Origin of the sequence: Shewanella putrefaciens (assembly GCF_016406305.1) — a bacterium.
GTDB classification, from domain to species: domain Bacteria; phylum Pseudomonadota; class Gammaproteobacteria; order Enterobacterales; family Shewanellaceae; genus Shewanella; species Shewanella putrefaciens_C.
In genome coordinates, this window is record NZ_CP066369.1 from 3,535,915 (window position 1) to 3,555,354 (window position 19,440).

The 19,440-nt window shown below is 48.5% G+C and carries 13 protein-coding genes; 6 read left to right on the forward strand and 7 right to left on the reverse strand.

All coding sequences use genetic code 11. The annotated features are described in order from the left end of the window. Nucleotides 1-492 precede the first annotated feature (492 nt). From JFT56_RS15455 to JFT56_RS15465, 3 genes are all read right to left on the reverse strand, one after another. Entirely contained in the window at nt 493-1,275 is a 783-nt protein-coding gene (locus tag JFT56_RS15455) for a phosphoadenylyl-sulfate reductase (protein ID WP_198780904.1), read from the reverse strand. Next, entirely contained in the window at nt 1,268-2,965 is a 1,698-nt protein-coding gene (gene cysI / locus JFT56_RS15460; protein ID WP_198780905.1) for an assimilatory sulfite reductase (NADPH) hemoprotein subunit, read from the reverse strand. Before cysI ends, JFT56_RS15455 begins: the two co-directional genes overlap by 8 nt. A 96-nt stretch (nt 2,966-3,061) precedes the next feature. Next, complete coding sequence (locus tag JFT56_RS15465; RefSeq protein ID WP_198780906.1) at nt 3,062-4,858, reverse strand: assimilatory sulfite reductase (NADPH) flavoprotein subunit; 1,797 nt, start codon at nt 4,856-4,858, stop codon at nt 3,062-3,064. 420 nt (nt 4,859-5,278) lie between these two features. Here JFT56_RS15465 and JFT56_RS15470 point away from each other — a divergent pair, with 420 nt between their 5' ends. The 3 genes from JFT56_RS15470 to JFT56_RS15480 all read left to right on the forward strand — a co-directional run bounded on the left by JFT56_RS15470 (nt 5,279) and on the right by JFT56_RS15480 (nt 8,860). Then, on the forward strand, nt 5,279-6,805 hold the full coding sequence (locus JFT56_RS15470) for a Re/Si-specific NAD(P)(+) transhydrogenase subunit alpha (protein WP_198780907.1): 1,527 nt from the start codon (nt 5,279-5,281) through the stop codon (nt 6,803-6,805). 11 nt (nt 6,806-6,816) lie between these two features. Beyond that, on the forward strand, nt 6,817-8,301 hold the full coding sequence (pntB, locus tag JFT56_RS15475) for a Re/Si-specific NAD(P)(+) transhydrogenase subunit beta (protein ID WP_198780908.1): 1,485 nt from the start codon (nt 6,817-6,819) through the stop codon (nt 8,299-8,301). A gap of 169 nt (nt 8,302-8,470) precedes the next feature. Then, on the forward strand, nt 8,471-8,860 hold the full coding sequence (locus JFT56_RS15480; protein ID WP_198780909.1) for a hypothetical protein: 390 nt from the start codon (nt 8,471-8,473) through the stop codon (nt 8,858-8,860). Between the two features lie 54 nt (nt 8,861-8,914). Here JFT56_RS15480 and JFT56_RS15485 read toward each other — a convergent pair whose 3' ends face one another. The 3 genes from JFT56_RS15485 to hldE all read right to left on the reverse strand — a co-directional run bounded on the left by JFT56_RS15485 (nt 8,915) and on the right by hldE (nt 11,803). Next, nucleotides 8,915-9,394 (reverse strand): TetR family transcriptional regulator, encoded by a 480-nt coding sequence (locus JFT56_RS15485; RefSeq protein ID WP_198780910.1) that lies wholly within the window; start codon nt 9,392-9,394, stop codon nt 8,915-8,917. Between the two features lie 154 nt (nt 9,395-9,548). After that, nucleotides 9,549-10,376: a hypothetical protein gene (locus JFT56_RS15490; protein WP_198780911.1), complete on the reverse strand. Its 828-nt coding sequence runs from the start codon at nt 10,374-10,376 to the stop codon at nt 9,549-9,551. Then, on the reverse strand, nt 10,373-11,803 hold the full coding sequence (gene hldE, locus JFT56_RS15495; RefSeq protein ID WP_198780912.1) for a bifunctional D-glycero-beta-D-manno-heptose-7-phosphate kinase/D-glycero-beta-D-manno-heptose 1-phosphate adenylyltransferase HldE: 1,431 nt from the start codon (nt 11,801-11,803) through the stop codon (nt 10,373-10,375). Before hldE ends, JFT56_RS15490 begins: the two co-directional genes overlap by 4 nt. A 102-nt stretch (nt 11,804-11,905) precedes the next feature. Between hldE and JFT56_RS15500 the strand changes: the two genes are divergently transcribed. Then, nucleotides 11,906-12,832, forward strand: coding sequence for an LpxL/LpxP family Kdo(2)-lipid IV(A) lauroyl/palmitoleoyl acyltransferase (locus JFT56_RS15500; protein WP_198780913.1), 927 nt, complete (start codon nt 11,906-11,908; stop codon nt 12,830-12,832). Nucleotides 12,833-12,920: 88 nt separating this feature from the next. Here the strand turns inward: JFT56_RS15500 and JFT56_RS15505 are convergent, their stop codons facing one another. After that, complete coding sequence (locus tag JFT56_RS15505; RefSeq protein WP_198780914.1) at nt 12,921-14,651, reverse strand: potassium/proton antiporter; 1,731 nt, start codon at nt 14,649-14,651, stop codon at nt 12,921-12,923. Nucleotides 14,652-15,271: 620 nt separating this feature from the next. On the opposite strand from JFT56_RS15505, the gene JFT56_RS15510 reads away from it, so the two are divergent. Beyond that, on the forward strand, nt 15,272-17,557 hold the full coding sequence (locus JFT56_RS15510; RefSeq protein ID WP_198780915.1) for a nitric-oxide reductase large subunit: 2,286 nt from the start codon (nt 15,272-15,274) through the stop codon (nt 17,555-17,557). 207 nt (nt 17,558-17,764) lie between these two features. Continuing rightward, nucleotides 17,765-19,321, forward strand: coding sequence for a nitric oxide reductase transcriptional regulator NorR (gene norR, locus JFT56_RS15515; RefSeq protein WP_198780916.1), 1,557 nt, complete (start codon nt 17,765-17,767; stop codon nt 19,319-19,321). The last annotated feature ends 119 nt before the right edge of the window (nt 19,322-19,440 follow it).

Genomic DNA, 19,440 nt, shown 5'->3' on the forward strand with positions numbered 1-19,440 from the left:
GACGACAGCTGACCGAGGTGAAGATGACTGATTAACGAGGGCTAGCAAGTCAATCAAACTGCTTGATACTCGCAGGTGCGAGCGAGGTCCTTTGGAACATTTACTGCCTTCAGTCTCGTTATATCGTTACACAGCAAACTAAGCCCATAAATAACAATATTCAACAACTTAACATCGCAAAACACCGATTAAATCGAATTTGCGCAGTAAAATCCCTCAAGACTATCTACGGGAACTTCGAAATATAGCTCAAATAGGTTTGATGTGCATAACTCTGTGAGTAAAAATGTACAATATTTTTTTAAGCAACAGTCACTCATAAGATAACCATCTGAAAATTAACTTTATCTTATTTTAATGACAGCAGAATGACAGCTGAGATTTTGCAGCCATTGACGCGCTTCAAAATCGAGCAGTCGCTAAATGTTTAGGCTACTAACAAAAACACCCCAAACAAAATTGAGGTGTTTAATATTTAAATCAATAAGATAACTAAATATCGTAGTGCAGGCCACACTCACGTTTTAGGCCATTAAAGCGGGTTTCTTCCTCAGTCATGCCTAATTCGAGTGGTTTACTCGAATGGGTATCACCAACAGAAACATAGCCTTGCTCCCAAAGTGGATGGTACGGCAGGTTAAATTGAGTCAGATAGAGGTGCACATCTTTATTCGACCATTCGATAATCGGCAGTAACTTAAAGCGCGTACCATGAATCGCCAGTATCGGCAGCGCCTCACGGGTGCTGGCTTGGCTGCGCCTCAGCCCCGCAAACCAAGTACCGACCTCAAGCTCAGCCAAGGCGCGTTGCATAGGCTCAACTTTGTTTAAACGGTTGTATTGCTCTAGTCCGTCTAACCCTTGCTCCCACAATTTGCCAAAGCGCGCCTCCTGCCATGCCTGTGTCATCACTGCTTGATACACTTTTAAATTCAGCGATAAACGCTCGGTCAGCTCATCGATAAACTGATAGGTCTCAGGGAACAAATAACCCGTATCCGTGAGGATCACCGGAATATTCGCCTGAGCCTGACTCACCATATGCAGCATCACTGCGGCTTGGATCCCAAAGCTTGAGGATAGCGCATGATTACCGGGCAAATAGGTTAAGCCCCATAACACCCGCTCCTGCGCGCTCAATCCGGCTAAGAACTGATTGATGCGCTCAAGCGCTAGCGCTTGCTCTGCCTTAGGCGCATTCAATAGCGCCTTAAGTTCGGCAGCGCTGATCACAGTCGGCACGGCATCAGTGGTTTTTTGCTCAAGATCAGCCATGAAAATCCTTAGCGGCATCGATCACCGCCTTCACTACGCCCACGCGGACGGTGAAGTTACCAAAGGTTTCGCCAGCATCACGCTCTACGGCGTAGCGGCCAAACAGGGCATCCAATTCAGCGAGAATTTCCGCCTCTTGGATATTTTCTCTGTGCATCTTATTCAGGCGTGTCCCTTCAAAACTTGCGCCTAAGTACAAGTTATAGCGACCCGGCGCCTTACCCACAAGACCAATTTCAGCGGCAAAGGGACGGGCACAACCGTTAGGGCAACCCGTCATCCGCACCACAATCGCTTGCTCGCTGATACCGTGTTTTGCCTGCAGCGCATCGATATGATCGATAAACTCAGGGAAATAACGTTCGGCTTCCGCCATCGCTAATGGACAGGTCGGCAACGCCACACAGGCAATCGAGTGACCGCGGGTTTGCGTCAACACTTGGCCCAGCAGACCATGTTTACGGGCTAAACCTTCAATGGTGGCTTTATCTTCTGCCGCGACGCCTGCGATGATCATGTTTTGATTCGAGGTCATGCGGAAATCACCCTTGTGGATCTTAGCGATTTCACGCAGCCCCGTTTGCAGGGGTTGGCCTGGTAAATCTTTAATACGACCGCTTTCGATAAATAAGGTTAAATGCCACTTACCGTCAACACCTTCGACCCAACCATAACGGTCGCCGCGATCGCCGATCACAACCTCACGCTTAGGTTCAAACTTCATCCCTGCACGCAGTTCGACTTCAGCTTTAAACTTCTCATAACCATGGTCGACGATCGTGTATTTAAGGCGCGAGCGCTTACGGTTAGAGCGATTACCCCAGTCGCGTTGCACTGTCATCACAGCTTCGGCAAACTTCATCACATCTTCGGTTTTGATAAAACCAAAGTCGTCCGCCAGACGTGGAAAGGTTTCCACTTCGCCATGGGTCGAGCCCATGCCGCCGCCCGCAGTTAAGTTAAAGCCAACCAGCTCGCCATTTTCGGCCACGGCGATAAAACCTAAATCGTTGGTGTAAACGTCAACATCGTTATCGGGAGGCACCGCAACCGCCATCTTAAACTTACGTGGCAAATAGGTTTTGCCATACACAGGTTCAACGGTTTCATCTTCGGTGGTGAGTAACTTTTCTTCATCTAACCAAATTTCGGCATAGGCGCGAGTGTGAGGTAATAAATGATCTGACAGTTGTTTTGCCACCGCATAGGCTTGCTCGTGCAGTTTCGACTCCACCGGATTGGGGTTACACATGACGTTACGGTTAACATCACCACAGGCAGCAATCGAATCCAGCGCTTCACGATCTAAGTCTTGAATAATGGTCTTCAAGTTACGCTTAGGAATACCGTGGTATTGGAAGGTTTGACGGGTCGTCAAACGTATGCTGTTTGAGCTGGTTAAGGTCGAGGCAATTTTGTCCACACCTAACCATTGCTTAGGCGTACAAATACCACCAGGTACGCGGGCACGCAACATAAAGCTATATAAAGGCTCGAGTTTTTGCTCTTTACGTTCATTACGTAAGTCGCGGTCATCCTGCTGATAGAAGCCGTGGAATTTGATCAACTGTTGATCGCCATCGCTAAAACTGCCGGTCACCGAAGAATCCAAACCTTCTTTAATGGTGCCACGCAGGTAATCGCTGTCGGTCTTTAGGTATTCGTTTAATGCTAACTTTTGCTCACTCATGGCAACGGCCTCTTAAATTCATTTTGCGACTGCACGGGCTATGGTGTGCAGCTTTGGCTATTCTTATGCGTTTCTTATGTGCGTATCCGATTGAAATTAATACACGTCTTTTTGGTAACGCTTATCGCTGCGCAGGGTTTCAAAGTAGGCTTCTGCCGCTTCGCTATTTAAACCACCAACTTCAACCGCCACCTCAATCAAGGCTTGGTGAACATCCTTTGCCATCCGCTCGGCATCGCCGCAAATGTACAGATGCGCGCCATTTTGCAACCATTGCCATAGGGCCTGACCTTGCTCTTTAATGCGGTGCTGCACATAAATCTTATGGGCTTGGTCGCGGGAGAACGCCACGTCGATACGGCTGAGATCGCCATTTTTCAAATACTGTTGCCACTCGGTTTGATACAGGAAATCCTGCTCAAAGTGTGGATTGCCGAAGAATAACCAGCTATCGCCTTGAATACCTTGGGCCACGCGTTCCTGCATAAAGGCACGGAACGGCGCAACACCAGTACCAGGGCCAATCATGATCACCGGTGTTTCTGGGTTTTCGGGTAAACGGAAATGCTTGTTCGGCTCAACATAAACCTTAACCTGCGTACCTTCCTGCGCAGAGGCTAAGAAGTGTGACGCACCGCCAAAACGGGCCGCGCCGTGACGCTCATCTTCCACTAAGGCCACAGTTAAGTGGACTTCTGTCTCGACTTCGTTTTGGCTTGAGGCGATAGAGTAGAGTCTTGGGGTTAACGGCCGCAGTAACTCAAGCAGTTTTGCCGCAGTCAAAGCCGCAGAGCTTGCTACTGGATATAAGGCAACTAAGTCCGCCAATTGATGCTTAAGGATAAACTGACGCACTTGTTCTTTATCTTCGCTCAATGCCAACAGGTCAGCGTTGCCGCTGAGTTCAGCCCAGGCTTTGACTAATCCAGGGTACAACTGAGTCAATTCTTTCTTATCGACCAAGGCTTGCTTAAGGGTCAAGGACTCTGTCCCAACAACCACTTGCTCATCACCTGAGAGTGACAGGGCAGTTAAAATCTCTTCAACTAAGGCTTCATCATTGCTAAACCACACACCGAGGGCATCACCCGCTTGATAACTTAACCCTGAGTCACCTAAGTCAATTTCAACATGGTGCACATCTCGATCTGATCCGCGGCCGGTAATTTTCTGGCTCACTAACACTTCGGCGCTATAGGGGTTTTGTTTAGTAAACTCACTTTCGCCCAGTGCTTTGGCCGTACCTATAGATACAACAGTCGCAGAAGATGTCTGAATTAAGGGTTTAACGGCCTCTAAAACATCGGCGTGCCACTGGCCAGCGGCAACTTCATAGTCCACATCGCACTCGACCAGGGGCAATAATGATTTGGCCCCCAGTGCCGCTAGGCGGGCATCGAAATCTTTACCGGTTTGGCAGAAGAACTCATAACTAGAATCCCCCAATGCCAGCACTGAGTAATGTAGATTGTCTAACTTAGGGGCACGTTTCGATGCTAAAAACTTATGTAATTCAATCGCATCATCCGGCGCTTCACCTTCACCATGGGTGCTGACCACCAGCAAGAGCAAGGTTTCTTGCTTCAATTGGCGGACATTGTATTCGCCCATAGAGGCCAGATTGACCGCATAACCTTGAGCCTGCGCCTTATCGGCGAGCGCCTTGGCAATGCCACGGCCATTACCCGTTTGGCTGCCATAGAGAATCGTCACAGTCTGCGCGGCTTGAGCGTCAGCCACTGGCGCGAGTTGGCCCGCATTAGCCGTTGCAGCAAGATAGCCACTCACCCAAGCCAGCTGTACTGCACTTAACTCAGCAGTGAGTTGTTTTAGCTTATCGACTTGTCCTTGAGACAATGGCGAAGCCAGCGATGAAAGTTCTTTTAACAGCATGAGATGGCCCTATGACAGTGTAATGTCCACAAGCTTATCGCGGTTTAAGAAAAGCAAAAAAGAATAAAATTTGATTTTTAATTCCATTTTGGAATATACAAAGTGCAAAATTTAGGCTACAAAAGTGTGCACTGGTTAAAAGTTTTTGATCCGACCAGTATAGAAACGACCAGCTTGAGCAATATGCGCTTGTGTCAAACCAAAGTATTGCCACAATGGTGAAGAGCCTGCTGTACAGTGACCTTTTGTTGCTCGCAGAGAAGTTTGTTTTTAAAGCACAAATTTCATGCCTAGATTTAATGCGCTAACTTACCGCGATTGAATAGACGAGTTAATTCTTACTGCGACCTAGCCCTACCTAGGTTTAGCTCAGGGGAAGCGCTCAGGCGGAACGATTATACAAACCACCAGGGAGTAATCATGCAAATTGGAATACCGAGAGAGAGTCTCGCCGGTGAGACTCGGGTCGCCGCGACCCCAGCCACCGTCGAGCAGCTTAGAAAACTCGGCTTTGAAGTTGTTATTGAGGCCAATGCAGGTCTACTGTCAAGCTTCGATGATGCAGCCTTTGAGGCGGCGGGCGCGAAGGTGACAACTGACGTTTGGCAAGCGGAGCTGATTTTTAAGGTCAACGCCCCAAGCGATGCAGAAATTGACCAGATTAAAGAGGGCACTACCTTAGTCAGCTTTATTTGGCCCGCACAAAACCCTGAGTTGGTTGAGAAACTATCTCAACGCAAGATCAACGTGATGGCGATGGACATGGTGCCGCGCATCTCCCGCGCCCAGTCACTCGATGCCCTCTCCTCTATGGCAAACATTGGTGGATATCGCGCCGTTGTCGAAGCTGCGCATCAATTTGGTCGTTTCTTTACTGGCCAAATTACCGCTGCCGGTAAAGTCCCGCCCGCGAAAGTGCTAGTGATCGGTGCCGGTGTTGCCGGTCTTGCCGCCATTGGTACTGCAGGTTCACTTGGCGCCATAGTGCGCGCCTTCGATACCCGCTTAGAAGTGGCCGAGCAAATTGAGTCTATGGGCGGCCAGTTCCTAAAACTGGACTTCACCAACGAAGATGGCAGCTCATCGGACGGTTACGCTAAAACCATGTCGGATGAATTTATCGCCGCTGAAATGGCGCTATTTGCCGAGCAAGCCAAGGAAGTTGATATAATCATCACCACGGCGCTGATCCCAGGCCGTCCCGCACCTAAGCTCATCACCAAAGAAATGGTCGATAGCATGAAGAGCGGCTCTGTGATCGTCGACTTAGCCGCAGCAACGGGCGGTAACTGTGAATACACCCAATCGGGCGAGCTATTTGTCACCCCGAACGGCGTCAAAGTGATTGGTTATACTGACCTTCCTGGCCGCTTGCCCGCGCAATCGTCACAGCTTTATGGCACTAACTTAGTCAACCTGATGAAGTTAATGTGTAAAGAAAAGGACGGTACAGCCAGCATCAACTTCGATGATGTGGTCATGCGCAATATGACTGTGATCAAAGAAGGCGAAGTGACCTTCCCGCCACCACCGATTTCGGTTTCTGCGGCGCCGGCAAAACCTGCCGCGAAAATCGCACCTAAAGACACAACCCCGAAGGCACCATCTAAGCTCAAATACGTGCTCGCCGCCTTAGGCGTCACCGGATTTGCCGCCGTGGCATCGGTTGCACCGCCAGAGTTTCTGTCCCATTTCACGGTATTCTTATTGTCCTGCGTCGTCGGCTATTACGTGGTGTGGAACGTATCCCACTCACTGCATACGCCTTTAATGTCAGTGACTAACGCGATTTCGGGCATTATCGTGGTCGGCGCGCTACTGCAAATCGGTCAAGGTTCAACTTTGGTCACTGTACTGGCGTTTATCGCCGTGCTGATCGCCAGTATTAACATCTTCGGTGGCTTTACCGTCACTCAGCGCATGCTGAAGATGTTCCGTAAGGATTAAGGGGGTTTAACGTGTCTCAAGGACTGGTAACAGCAGCTTATATCGTTGCCGCCATTCTCTTCATCTTCAGTCTCGCGGGACTGTCGAAGCAAGAGACGGCAAAACACGGCAATATTTTCGGTATCACAGGTATGGCGATAGCCCTACTGGCAACGATTTTTAATCCGGACACTAGCGGTGTCGCTTGGATTTTAGTCGCCATGGTGATCGGGGGTGCCATAGGTGTCCGTTTAGCATTAAAAGTTGAAATGACTGAAATGCCCGAACTGGTCGCGGTGCTTCACAGTTTTGTGGGCTTGGCCGCGGTATTGGTGGGTTTCAACAGCTTTATCGACTTACATCCAGAGCAAGTGTCGCAAGTGGTGGTGGCCGTTGGTGGGGATATTAATTCGACCCTAGCCGCAGTGCAGGATGCCTTAAGCGAAGCGGCTAAGGCCGCAGACAAAGCCCATCTCACTGGCGCTATGCTTAACATTCACTTGGTCGAAGTCTTCCTCGGGATTTTCATCGGTGCGGTGACCTTTACGGGTTCTATCGTGGCCTTTGGTAAGTTACGCGGGCTGATTTCATCTAAACCTTTGATGTTGCCACATCGCCACAAGCTAAACCTAGTCGCAGTGCTAGTGTCTTTCGCCCTGCTGGTATACTTCGTACAAACGGGTGGCACTATGCCGGCACTGCTGTTGATGACCTTAATTGCCTTCGCCTTTGGCTGGCATTTAGTGGCATCCATTGGCGGCGCGGATATGCCAGTGGTCGTGTCTATGCTGAACTCCTACTCGGGTTGGGCAGCAGCAGCGGCGGGCTTTATGCTGTCGAACGACCTGTTAATTGTGGTCGGCGCATTAGTGGGTTCATCGGGTGCGATTCTGTCTTACATCATGTGTAAGGCGATGAATCGCTCGTTTATTTCAGTTATCGCGGGCGGCTTTGGTACAGATGGAGTGGCCTCTAGCGGCGATGAAGAAATGGGCGAATACCGTGAGACCAACGCTGAAGATGTGGCGGATATGCTGAAAAACGCGACGTCTGTCATCATCACCCCAGGCTACGGTATGGCGGTGGCGCAGGCACAATATCCTGTTGCGGAAATCACTCAAAAGCTGCGTGATCGCGGCGTGAAAGTGCGTTTTGGTATCCACCCTGTGGCGGGCCGTTTACCCGGCCATATGAACGTACTGCTGGCGGAAGCGAAAGTCCCCTACGATATCGTGCTGGAAATGGACGAAATCAACGAAGACTTTAATGACACAGACGTAGTGCTGGTCATTGGCGCCAACGATACGGTTAACCCTGCGGCGATGGAAGATCCGGGTAGCCCGATCGCGGGCATGCCAGTGCTCGAAGTGTGGAAAGCGCAAAACGTCATCGGCTTTAAGCGCTCGATGAACACAGGTTATGCCGGCGTGCAAAACCCGCTGTTCTTCAAGGAAAATACCCAAATGCTGTTTGGGGATGCTAAGGCCAGTGTCGAAGCGATTTTAAAAGCGCTGTAATGCGTTTGTTAGCTTAATTGCTACATCAAATCACAAAGGGAGCCAATGGCTCCCTTTGTTTTGAGCAGCTTTATTGCGCTATGTTTTCACATATTTTTAAGCCGGTTCAGCTAGTCTCTGTGCAATTTATCGCTTCAGGTAAAACTGAATCAATCAAAAGGATACTTTGATGCTGCTTGGATTATTTATTCTGTCGGCAATATTAATCAAAACGTCGCTATTAGGGCTGGGTTGGATATCAATTGGCATCGGTCTTGGCGGTTATCTTTTTTGCCGCTTTTACCACATTAATCTTGCGGATCTACTGCTCAAAAAGTTTAAACAACTTTTTATCACTGGAGCGACATTACATCTGCTGCTGTATCTCGGCCTTATCGTTAAACTCTTTCTTATCGATAGCCTAGAGGATATTCCTGCCTTTTTAATCAGCCATTTGGTATACCATCACGCACTCAGTGCACTCATTGCTGCTGCTCTCACCTTTATGGCTATCGGCGTATACCTGACCCAGCAAAAGCTAAAGCAGGCAGATATCACTTCCCCTTCGCTCCTTAATTAATGCCCTAAAAAGCAAAAAGGAGCCTTAAGGCTCCTTTTTGCTATCAATCTGCTGTTAAGCGGCTTTAGCCACATCAAAATTTGATAACAACATCACCGCCGTGCGGCCTAATAAGTGATTGACCGTACGATCGCCCACTAGACCTAACTCAGCAATCGCTTGCTGACGTGCAGTGCTCACCGCTCTGAAGAGCGTAATATCATTATTTGCACCACCGCAAAGACTAAAAAACAGTCTCAATACTGCACGGTAATGTTCTTCTTGCATCGCCTGCATCCACGAGGTTTCTAATGCCTCTTGGCTCGAAAAATCGAGTGCTGCAACAAATAGATTGCCAATACGGCTATCTAAACGAACCAGAAAATCGCTCTTGCGTGGAAAATGATGACTAATACCTGTACGGCTAATACCCGTTGCTTCAGACAGCGTGGTATAAGACATAGTCTCAAAGCCAATAGTCAAAATTTGTCTTAACGCTTCATCCATAATCTGATTTATGGTTTGCTCAGTTTGTATCCGCGAGCGCTTAGCCATAGTAAAGTCTCCCATTCTTCTTTTTCTGGGAAAAGAGCTTACCAAAGCATCTCAGGGATTACTGCTGTTGAAGCCTGCCAAACAAGTGTATTTCGCTTTTGTTCAGCTAAGGTTCAGTTTTAAACAGGGAACTTTGCTTGTTTTATTTACATACCTATAACATTGCATTTTGCAGCAGCCAGTCACGGGCTTTTTCTCGTCCCATTAACAAATCAAAGGTGGGCTTTAAATAATATCCAAGTTCTGTTTTTCGCCAAAAGAGATATTCAGGAAGGGGTTGTAAGACACTCTGCCCAAAGGTGCGCTGCATTAAACTCGAGTATTCACCCAGGGTGCGAGGATCTATTTGTGTTACCATTGGGTAAAAATTAGCCACAAAGTCGCGATATTGGCTGTAATGCGCGACTTGCAACACTTGATAGTTATTTAACACTTGTATCATCATCGGCGCGCTCCAGTGAGACATGTATTGCGCATTTGTTAACGCTGCAAGATTTCGCCTATGGTATTGCTGCCATGCTAGATGATAACTGCCCTTTTCCCTCGCTATACGCCAAATCAAGTAGATATCGGCTAACCATTCATGTTGGTAAGTGGTTAAGTTCTCAGGCAATAAACTGCCCTGTAGGGCAAGATTCTCAAGATGCCCCAGCTCGTGCCAGAGGGTCAGTTGGAACTGTTCTTGCAAATCTAATTGATAGGTCACCCGATCAATATTGGCGAATTGAACCTCTGGTGTTTCTCGCTCATTAATCAGTATTAAACCGGATAAATGACTATCTGCTACCGGCATAACCATAGCGCTGCGCAGGCCCAACTCATGTTTAAATTGTGCAGGAGTGCTAGGCAATTGGAGCCGTACTGATGCGGGGAGTGTTTCGAGGCATTCCTTTAATTCGGCTAAAGGACAGATTAAAGCCTGCTTATCGGCGATAGGCACCCAAGACAGGCTAGTCATCAAGGTCAGTGCAATAAGGCTCACTGATTCGCCATGATATTTTGAATAATCGCCGTCGTTGAAATACCGTCTTCAAAGCCCAGCACTTGTACTTGACCGCCTGCGGCCATCACTTCTGCGCCGCCAGCAATATCCTCAATCCTATAATCGCCACCTTTAACCAAGAGATCCGGCAGCAATCTGGCAATGATCCGCTGTGGGGTATCTTCACTGAAAGGCACCACCCAATCGACCGAGGCTAAGCCAGCGAGCACGGCCATACGGCGATCAACCTGATTGACAGGACGCCCCTCGCCTTTAAGGCGTTTAACCGAGGCATCATCGTTTACTGCCACAATCAAGCGGTCCCCCAAAGCTTTAGCCTGTTTAAGGTAACTCACGTGGCCCGCATGCAAAATATCAAAGCAACCATTGGTCATTACCACACGCTCACCGCGCAGTTTGGCCTGCTCTAGGGCATAGGCGAGTTGATCTTCACTCACCACACCAAAACCCGATTCTCCATGGTGTAATGCTAAGGCTTCGATAAGCTCAATGCGGCTCACAGTTGAAGTGCCGAGTTTACCAACGACCACGCCAGCGGCGGTGTTGGCAATTGCACAAGCTTGCGGTAAATCGGCGCCCGCGGCTAAGGAGGTCGCTAATGCGGAAATCACAGTATCGCCGGCACCTGTCACGTCATAGACTTCACGGGCAACGGTGGGGATATGCAATTCAGGCGCATTGGCAGTGACTAAGGTCATGCCCTTTTCAGAACGGGTGACTAAGATGGCATCAAAATGATGTTGCTTGAGTAAGCCGCGGGCTTTTTCCAGCAGATCCGCTTCAGAGGTCACTGTGCCCACAACCGCCTCAAACTCGCTCATATTCGGGGTAATTAATGACGCGCCATGGTAACGGCCAAAGTCACTGCCCTTAGGATCGACTAGCACCATCACACCTTTAGCACGCGCTAAAGCAATAAAGTCCCGCGGCTGGTCGATAGCGCCCTTGGCATAGTCGGACAACACCACCACATCGACGGAGTCGAGTAAGGCTTCGGATTGCTTAAGGAGTCGAACACTGTCGGCTTTATCGAAGGCTTCTTCAAAGTCGAGTCGAATAAGCTGCTGATTACGCGATAACACCCGCAACTTAGTGATGGTCGGTTTATCGGCAATGGTTAACCATTGGGGTTCAACCCCTAAGGCTTGCACGCCGAGTGTTAAGGCATTAGCGGTATCGTCTTCACCGACCAGCCCAGCAAGCTGGACTTGCCCGCCTAAGGTCGCAATATTGAGCGCCACGTTGGCTGCGCCGCCGGGTCTGTCTTCGACTTGATTAATCTTCACCACAGGCACTGGCGCTTCGGGGGAAATGCGTCCCGTCGGGCCAACCCAATAGCGGTCTAACATCACATCGCCGACGACTAACACTTTGGCTTTTTCAAATGCTGGCAGAGAAACCTTCATAGTGCTCTTATCTTTTGCAGAAATTAAACCGTGATTGTACCTAATTTTCAGCAAAAATTGAGTTAGAATAAGCAGTAATTTTCAAAAGTAGTGAGTATTTTCGTGGTCGAGAAAGCCGAGTTTTCATCTTCGTTATACCATCCTAAACATTGGCCCATGTGGTTTGGCGTATTATTAATGCGTTTAACCCAACTCTTGCCCCTGTCTTGGCAGATGAAATTAGGTAAGTGGCTAGGCCGTTTAGTCATGACGGTTGCGGGGAGTCGCACCCATACTGCCCGCCGCAATTTAACGCTATGTTTTCCTGACATGCCAGAGAGTGAGCGAGAACAACTGCTTACCCGTAACTTTGAAGAAACGGGCAAAGCCATTTTTGATACCATTAATGCCTGGTGGTGGTCCGATGCCAAAGTGCAGCAGCATATGCAGATCACAGGCAAAGAGCATGTACAAAACACCCTAGATGCTGGCCACGGCGTTATCCTCTTTGCCGTGCATTGTTTACCGCTGGAAATGGGCGCCCGCATTTTTGGTCAATTCCAGCCCGGCGTTGGCGTTTACCGCCCACACAATAATCCCGTGATGGAATACCTACAGGTGAAGGGACGCTTACGTTCCAACAAAGGCTTAGTCTCTAAACGAGATCTGCGCCAGATGGTGCGTTGCCTGCGTAATCCCGATGTGATTTGGTACACCGCCGATCAAGACTTTGGCCGCTCTAGCGCGGTATTTATCCCCTTTTATGCTATGCCAGATGCGGCAACGATTACGGGCGCGACGACCTTAGCCAAACTCGGTAAAGCCAAAGTGCTGCCCTTTTTTGTGGAGCGAACTGAAGGTGATGAGGGATATCGAATTGAAATCATGCCACCACTGGAGAACTTCCCAGGGGAAGATGAATTAAGCGACGCCATTCGCGGTAACAAAATCATTGAGAGCATCATAGATAAAAACCGCGCCCAATATATGTGGTTACATCGCCGCTTTAAAACCCGTCCAGACCCAACGGATAAATCTTTATATCAATAAGCTCAATCAGATTTTGAAGACAAAAATGCCAGCAAATACGCTGGCATTTTTTATGATGGCTTTCGATTAGCAAGCTAACATCAAGCAATCAGAGCGAATTCTCAGTCGGCAAACGAATACCCACGTTAGTAACTTTGCCTTCATACAGCCCAGCCACGACCCAATGCAGCGACTGCCATTGGAACTGATCGCCCAGCACAGGATTAGCACCAAGCTGTGATACTACAAGATCGGCGACCGTCATATCCTCGGCGAGATTATCTAAACTCAAGCCATAAATGGGCGCGAGATCCGCAAGCTTAACGTCGGTTTCAATAAAAAAGTCACCAAAGAAACGTTGTACTTCTTTAGTTTCAGGCGCTTGACTAAAGAGAGTGCTCAGAGCCTCAAGACTTTTCTCCTGCCCAAGCACGCAGAGAATATCCCCCGCCTCTAATCTGGTACTCCCGGAGGGATGCAATAACGTGTTATCCCTAAATACCGCCGCAATTCGAGTGCCATCGGGCATAGATAAGCGTTTTAGGGGCTCACCGATACACCACTTACTTTCACTCAAACGATAGACAAACACTTCCCATTCGCTGCTCGGGTAAATTTCAACGCCCGAACGCGAAACGGGCAACGGCTTTGGGGGCAGTTCCACCTTAGCTAAACGCGCCGCAGTGGTAAGCGATGCCCCTTGAACTAATAAGGACACTAGTACCACAAAAAAGGCCAAGTTGAAGTACAGCTGCGCCCCAGGCAGGCCCGCCATCATAGGGAATACAGCTAAGATGATAGGTACAGCGCCGCGTAGCCCCACCCAAGAAATAAACCAGCGGTCGCGGCTGCTGAAGCTCTTAAAGGGCAAAAGACTCAGCCACACGGCCAGCGGTCTTGCAAAGAGGATCATCCCAAATGCTAAGGCAAAACCAGGGAGTAAAATATCAAACAAATCAGAGGGAGTGAGTAACAGCCCTAACACGAGGAACATGCCGATTTGACTGACCCAGGTCATACCATCCAGTACGTTCAAAATCGCATGGCGGCCACGGGTCGGTTTATTACCGAGAAACAAACCCACGAGATAAATAGATAAAATGCCACTCCCACCCAGTTTGTTAGAAGCCGCATAAATAATCAGTCCACCACTCAAGACTAAAATCGAATACAGCCCCTCGGCGAGCTTACTTAAATTGACCAACTTCCACAGCAACCAGCCGCCACCGAGGCCCAAACAAATTCCCAAGCCAAACTGCTTAATAAAGCTGATAAGCATAAAGCTGAACGACAATTCGGCATCCACATTGGCGAGAATCGCAATCAGAGTGACAGTTAAGAACACCGCCATGGGATCGTTACTACCGGATTCGATTTCCAGTGTCGCACCTACCCGCTCGTTGAGGCTGCGCCCCTTAAGTAAGGAGAATACCGCTGCGGCATCGGTTGAGCCGACGATGGCCCCCACCAGCAAACCTTGCAACCAATGTAAATCGAACAGCCATGCGGCCATGATGCCAGTGATACTGGTGGTAATAGCAACACCAAAGGTCGCTAGGGATAATGCGGGCCACAGGGCCACCCTAAAGCTGGCGACACGGGTGCGCATACCACCGTCGAGCAGAATAATTGCTAGGGCTAAGTTACTGACAAGATAGGCGGTCGAATAATCATCGAACAAGATCCCACCCGGGCCATCTTCACCGGCCAGAATACCTACCGCGAGAAAAATCAATAAAATAGGGATGCCGAGACGGGAAGACATAGGGCTGAGCAAAACACTCACTGCAGTAAGTAAGGCACCGATCAGAAAAAAACTATTGATGGAATTTGCATCCACACATGCCTCCTTAAATACCGCTTGTTTAGCTATCCGATAGACAAATCACCGAGGTTAAAAATGACTCAACTGACAATTTTTGTGATTTTATATTAGCACAAACAATACAAAATATTGGAGCGTTAAATATTAAATTTCAATCATCTACGCTTAAACGCTATCAATCACAACCTTGGATTAACTTTCACATAAAAAACCATAAAAAACTTAAAAGCCATCAAGGCTGCCAACTTGTAGCATTATCAATGTAAATCTCAAAAGTATCATTAACTTACAAAAAAACACTCCACATAAACCCTGCGCTTTTAACTAAAATAACAACAGTAACCATCTAAAAATGCGCTTTATGGCTTAAATGCCATCTTTAAGCCTGTTATGCCCCGCAATATTTTCAAAGTGCTGGGGCAACTGGCTAGATTGATTGTTTTATCGACATTTAATTATCAAGCATTGTCATAAAAACAATCAATGTCATTTAAACAATGAATAACAGTATCAAAAAGACAATTGCATTCGACACAAAATAAAAATATTCCTTTATTTTCAACGACAAAAAACTTGGCACGTTTTGCGCAATATCCAACAAAAGGTATCAAAATGACGTTGCATTAAGGGGACTTATGAGCAAACAAAAACTCACCGCCATCGCACTATTATTAGTGTTGATAGCTTCATTTACTGTACTACTGAGTGTAGGCAGTGAAATTTATCGGGAAAAACCACCCATACCCACAGCCTTTATCGATGTGAATGGCCAAGTTGTTTTTAGCGAAAATGACATAGAACAGGGCCAATTAGTATGGCGCTCAATGGGTGGCCATCAACTCGGTTCAGTTTGGGGGCATGGCTCCTATGTTGCCCCCGATTGGACAGCAGACTGGTTACACAGGGAAGCCGAGGCTTGGCTCGATCTGCGCGCCGAGCAGCAATACCAGACGCCATTTGCCCAATTAAACTCCCAAGAAAAAGCAGGGCTTGAGCAAGCATTAAGGGATGATTTACGCCATAACAGCGTCGAACAACAGGCCGATGGCACTAGCCTGATTAAACTATCCTCCACACGGGTAGAAGCGATCAACAGGGTTACTCAACATTATTTATCCTTGTTTGGTGATGACCCTAAACTCAGCTCACTGCGCGAACAATACGCCATGAAAGAGGGCACAGTGCCCGATCTTGCCCGCCGTGAACAACTTAATGCTTTCCTCTTTTGGGGTGCTTGGGCTGCAATCACTGAACGCCCTGATGCTTCCTACACTTACACCAATAACTGGCCCTTCGATCCTCAACTGGGCAATACTCCCACTTCGGATAATATTGTCTGGTCGATCCTCAGTATCGTGACCCTGATAGCGGGTATTGGTGGATTGCTCTGGCACCATGCCAGCGGAAAGCACGAAAGTCTGCCTAAACCGTCGGAACAAGATCCGCTGTTTTTTACTAAACCTACCGCTTCACAAAAGGCCGTCGGGAAATACTTCATCACAGCGATAGGTCTCTTTTTACTGCAAATTTTACTCGGGGGCATTACCGCTCACTATGCAGTGGAAGGCCAAGAGTTTTACGGTTTTCCCCTTGCCGAGATACTTCCCTACTCGGTGACTCGTACCTGGCACACCCAATTAGCGGTATTTTGGATCGCCACGGCTTGGTTGGGCACGGGTCTATATATTGCCCCCGCATTATCGGGTTATGAACCTAAATACCAACGTCTAGGCGTTAACGTACTTTGGGTTGCCTTAGTGGTCGTAGTGCTAGGTTCAATGGCGGGCGAATGGATTGGGGTGCAGCAGTATTTTGACCTCGATATGAACTTCCTCTTTGGTCATCAAGGGTATGAATACATAGACCTAGGCCGAGTATGGCAAATTCTGCTCCTCGCTGGCCTACTGATCTGGCTCGCTTTAGTCACGGCCGCCATTAAACCCGCCCTCAAGGTGCAAGGCGAGATGCGTCCCGTCATCTGGGTTCTGTATGCTTCATGCGTTGCCATTGGTTTGTTCTATGGTGCAGGCCTCTTTATGGGCAAACACTCCAATTTAGCCATCGCCGAATACTGGCGTTGGTGGGTTGTACACTTATGGGTTGAAGGCTTCTTCGAAACCTTTGCAACAGCTGTCATTGCACTGATGTTAGTTCGCTTAGGCTTGATCCGCGGCCGCAGCGCCAACGGTGCGGTATTGTTTACAACAGTGATCTTCTTAACGGGTGGCTTAATCGGCACCTTACACCACCTCTATTTTACCGGCACTCCAACCTCGGTTATCGCTTGGGGCGCAATTTTCTCAGCCTTAGAAGTCGTGCCTTTAGCCATCATAGGTTTTGAGGCAATGGAAACCTACCGCTTACGCAAAGCCAGTCCATGGATGCAAAGATACCATTGGGCCATTATGTTCTTTGTGGCCACCGCATTTTGGAACTTAGTCGGTGCTGGCGTACTAGGATTCCTTATCAATCCACCTATCTCCCTTTATTACATACAAGGCTTAAACACCACGGCAACCCATGCTCATGCAGCATTTATGGGGGTATATGGAATGCTAGGCATAGGCCTAATGCTCTTCTGCCTACGCGGTCTCACGGGCAATATGCAGTGGAATAACAAAATGCTTAAAGGAGCCTTCTGGAGTCTGAATATTGGACTGGCTGCCATGGTGTTTATGTCATTGTTACCCGTTGGTATTACGCAATTTTTTGCCGTCATCGACCATGGTTATTGGTATGCCCGTTCGCCTGAGGTCATTCATAGCCCACTGGTTGAACGACTGGTATGGATGCGTATGTTTGGGGATGTGATCTTCAGTGTTGGTGGCCTATTGATGGGAGCCTTCTTGGTCGATTTGATCAAAAAAGCCCTAAATAAATCACCCAAGCTTCAGGAAGAAGTATTGCAACCCAATAACTAAATACGTTCGACTAAAACCATTCTAGCCCCTTCCAAGGTGTCGTCACTGGCACCTTGGATTTCTAATATAGGACCAAGACTTATGAATATTCAGCCTGTGTTGCCCATACGTGTGTACATTTTTACTGTTAACAGTGTCTAAACTACATGTGTCAATATAACAATTAATGGTATAAATCAGGGTAGCTTAGCCGTTGCTGGAGTTTTTATGACCCTTAGTCAAACCGATCTTACCCGTATCGCCCTCGATATCACCTCTGGTTTAGCCCATAGGGATCGCTTTTCACGTTTACTCAACACTGTGAGGCAAAACCTACACTGTGATGCAGCAGCCCTACTCACCTTCCACGGTCAATATTTTACGCCGCTTGCCATCGATGGCTTGAATGATGATGTGCTCGGCAGACGTTTTATCCTCAACGAGCACCCAAGGCTTGAAGCCATAGCCAGAGCCGGGGATATAGTGCGTTTCCCCGCCGATAGTGAGCTTGCCGACCCCTACGATGGTTTGATCCCCAATCAAACTGGGGCACTAAAAGTCCATGCCTGCATCGGGCTGCCATTATTTGCCGATGAACGTCTTATCGGCGCAGTGACTATCGATGCCCTTAATCCCCTGCAATTTGATCAATTCAGCAATGCCGAACTGCGTAGTTTGAGTGCCATCGCCGCCGCATCCTTAAGCAATGCCCTGCTCGTTGAAAAACTCGAGCGTATGGCGCTGAACAGCCACTCGGCCAATGCGCAGGAAAATAGCCCTAGCCTGAGCCACGATGCCGAAATTATCGGCCACTCGCCCTTGATGCAAAGCTTAAATCGAGAGATTGAAGTCGTCGCCCATAGCGATCTTAACGTGTTGATCTTAGGTGAGACAGGCACTGGCAAGGAGTTAGTGGCGCAGGCTATACATCAAAAATCCGCGAGATCAAACAAAGCGTTAGTCTATCTAAATTGCGCCGCCCTCCCAGAGTCGGTTGCCGAGAGTGAACTCTTTGGCCATATCAAAGGCGCTTTTACCGGGGCAATCAGCCATCGCAGTGGCAAGTTTGAAATGGCCGACAAGGGGACACTCTTTCTAGACGAGATTGGCGAGTTGCCCCTCACGCTACAGGCCAAATTGCTGCGGGTACTACAGTATGGGGACTTACAAAAAGTGGGCGATGACCGCAGCCTAAAGGTCGATGTACGCATCATTGCCGCAACCAATAAAGAGCTTAAGACGGAAGTGCTCGCCGGCCGCTTTAGGGCGGATCTCTACCATAGGTTAAGTGTGTTTCCCCTACTGGTACCGCCACTGCGGGAGCGTGAACAGGACATCACACTATTAAGCGGATTCTTTGCCGAACGCTATCGGCAAAAACTCGGGATGAAACAACTTAACTTCAGCCCCAGCAGCTTAATGTTGCTCAATCAATATACTTGGCCGGGCAATGTGCGCGAGTTAGAACACGCTATCCATAGGGCGACAGTCCTCGCCCGCGTATCCGCAGAGGACGGCTGTTGCACCATAGAGCCACAACATTTTGATTTACCGCTTAAACTCAGCCCCTTAGCAATGGGCCAATCGGCCATGTATTCCGCGGGCAATGGCGCGGGCACCCAGCGGGAGTTTGTTAACCTAACCCTAGCAACTGATACATTTCAGAGTGACTACATCAAGCAGGTATTTAAGGCACAAAATAGCAATTGGGCCGCCACGGCCAGAGCCCTAGGGCTCGACCCAGGCAATCTTCATCGCCTAGCGAAACGCTTAAAGCTAAAATAAGGCATAAATACGCTTTATAAACCATATTTCAGTTGAAATAATGTTCAAAATAAGGAAGGATGCGAGCTTCGCGCGCCAGTGCATTTTGTCCATCAAATTGTCGCTCTATTTTCGATAGA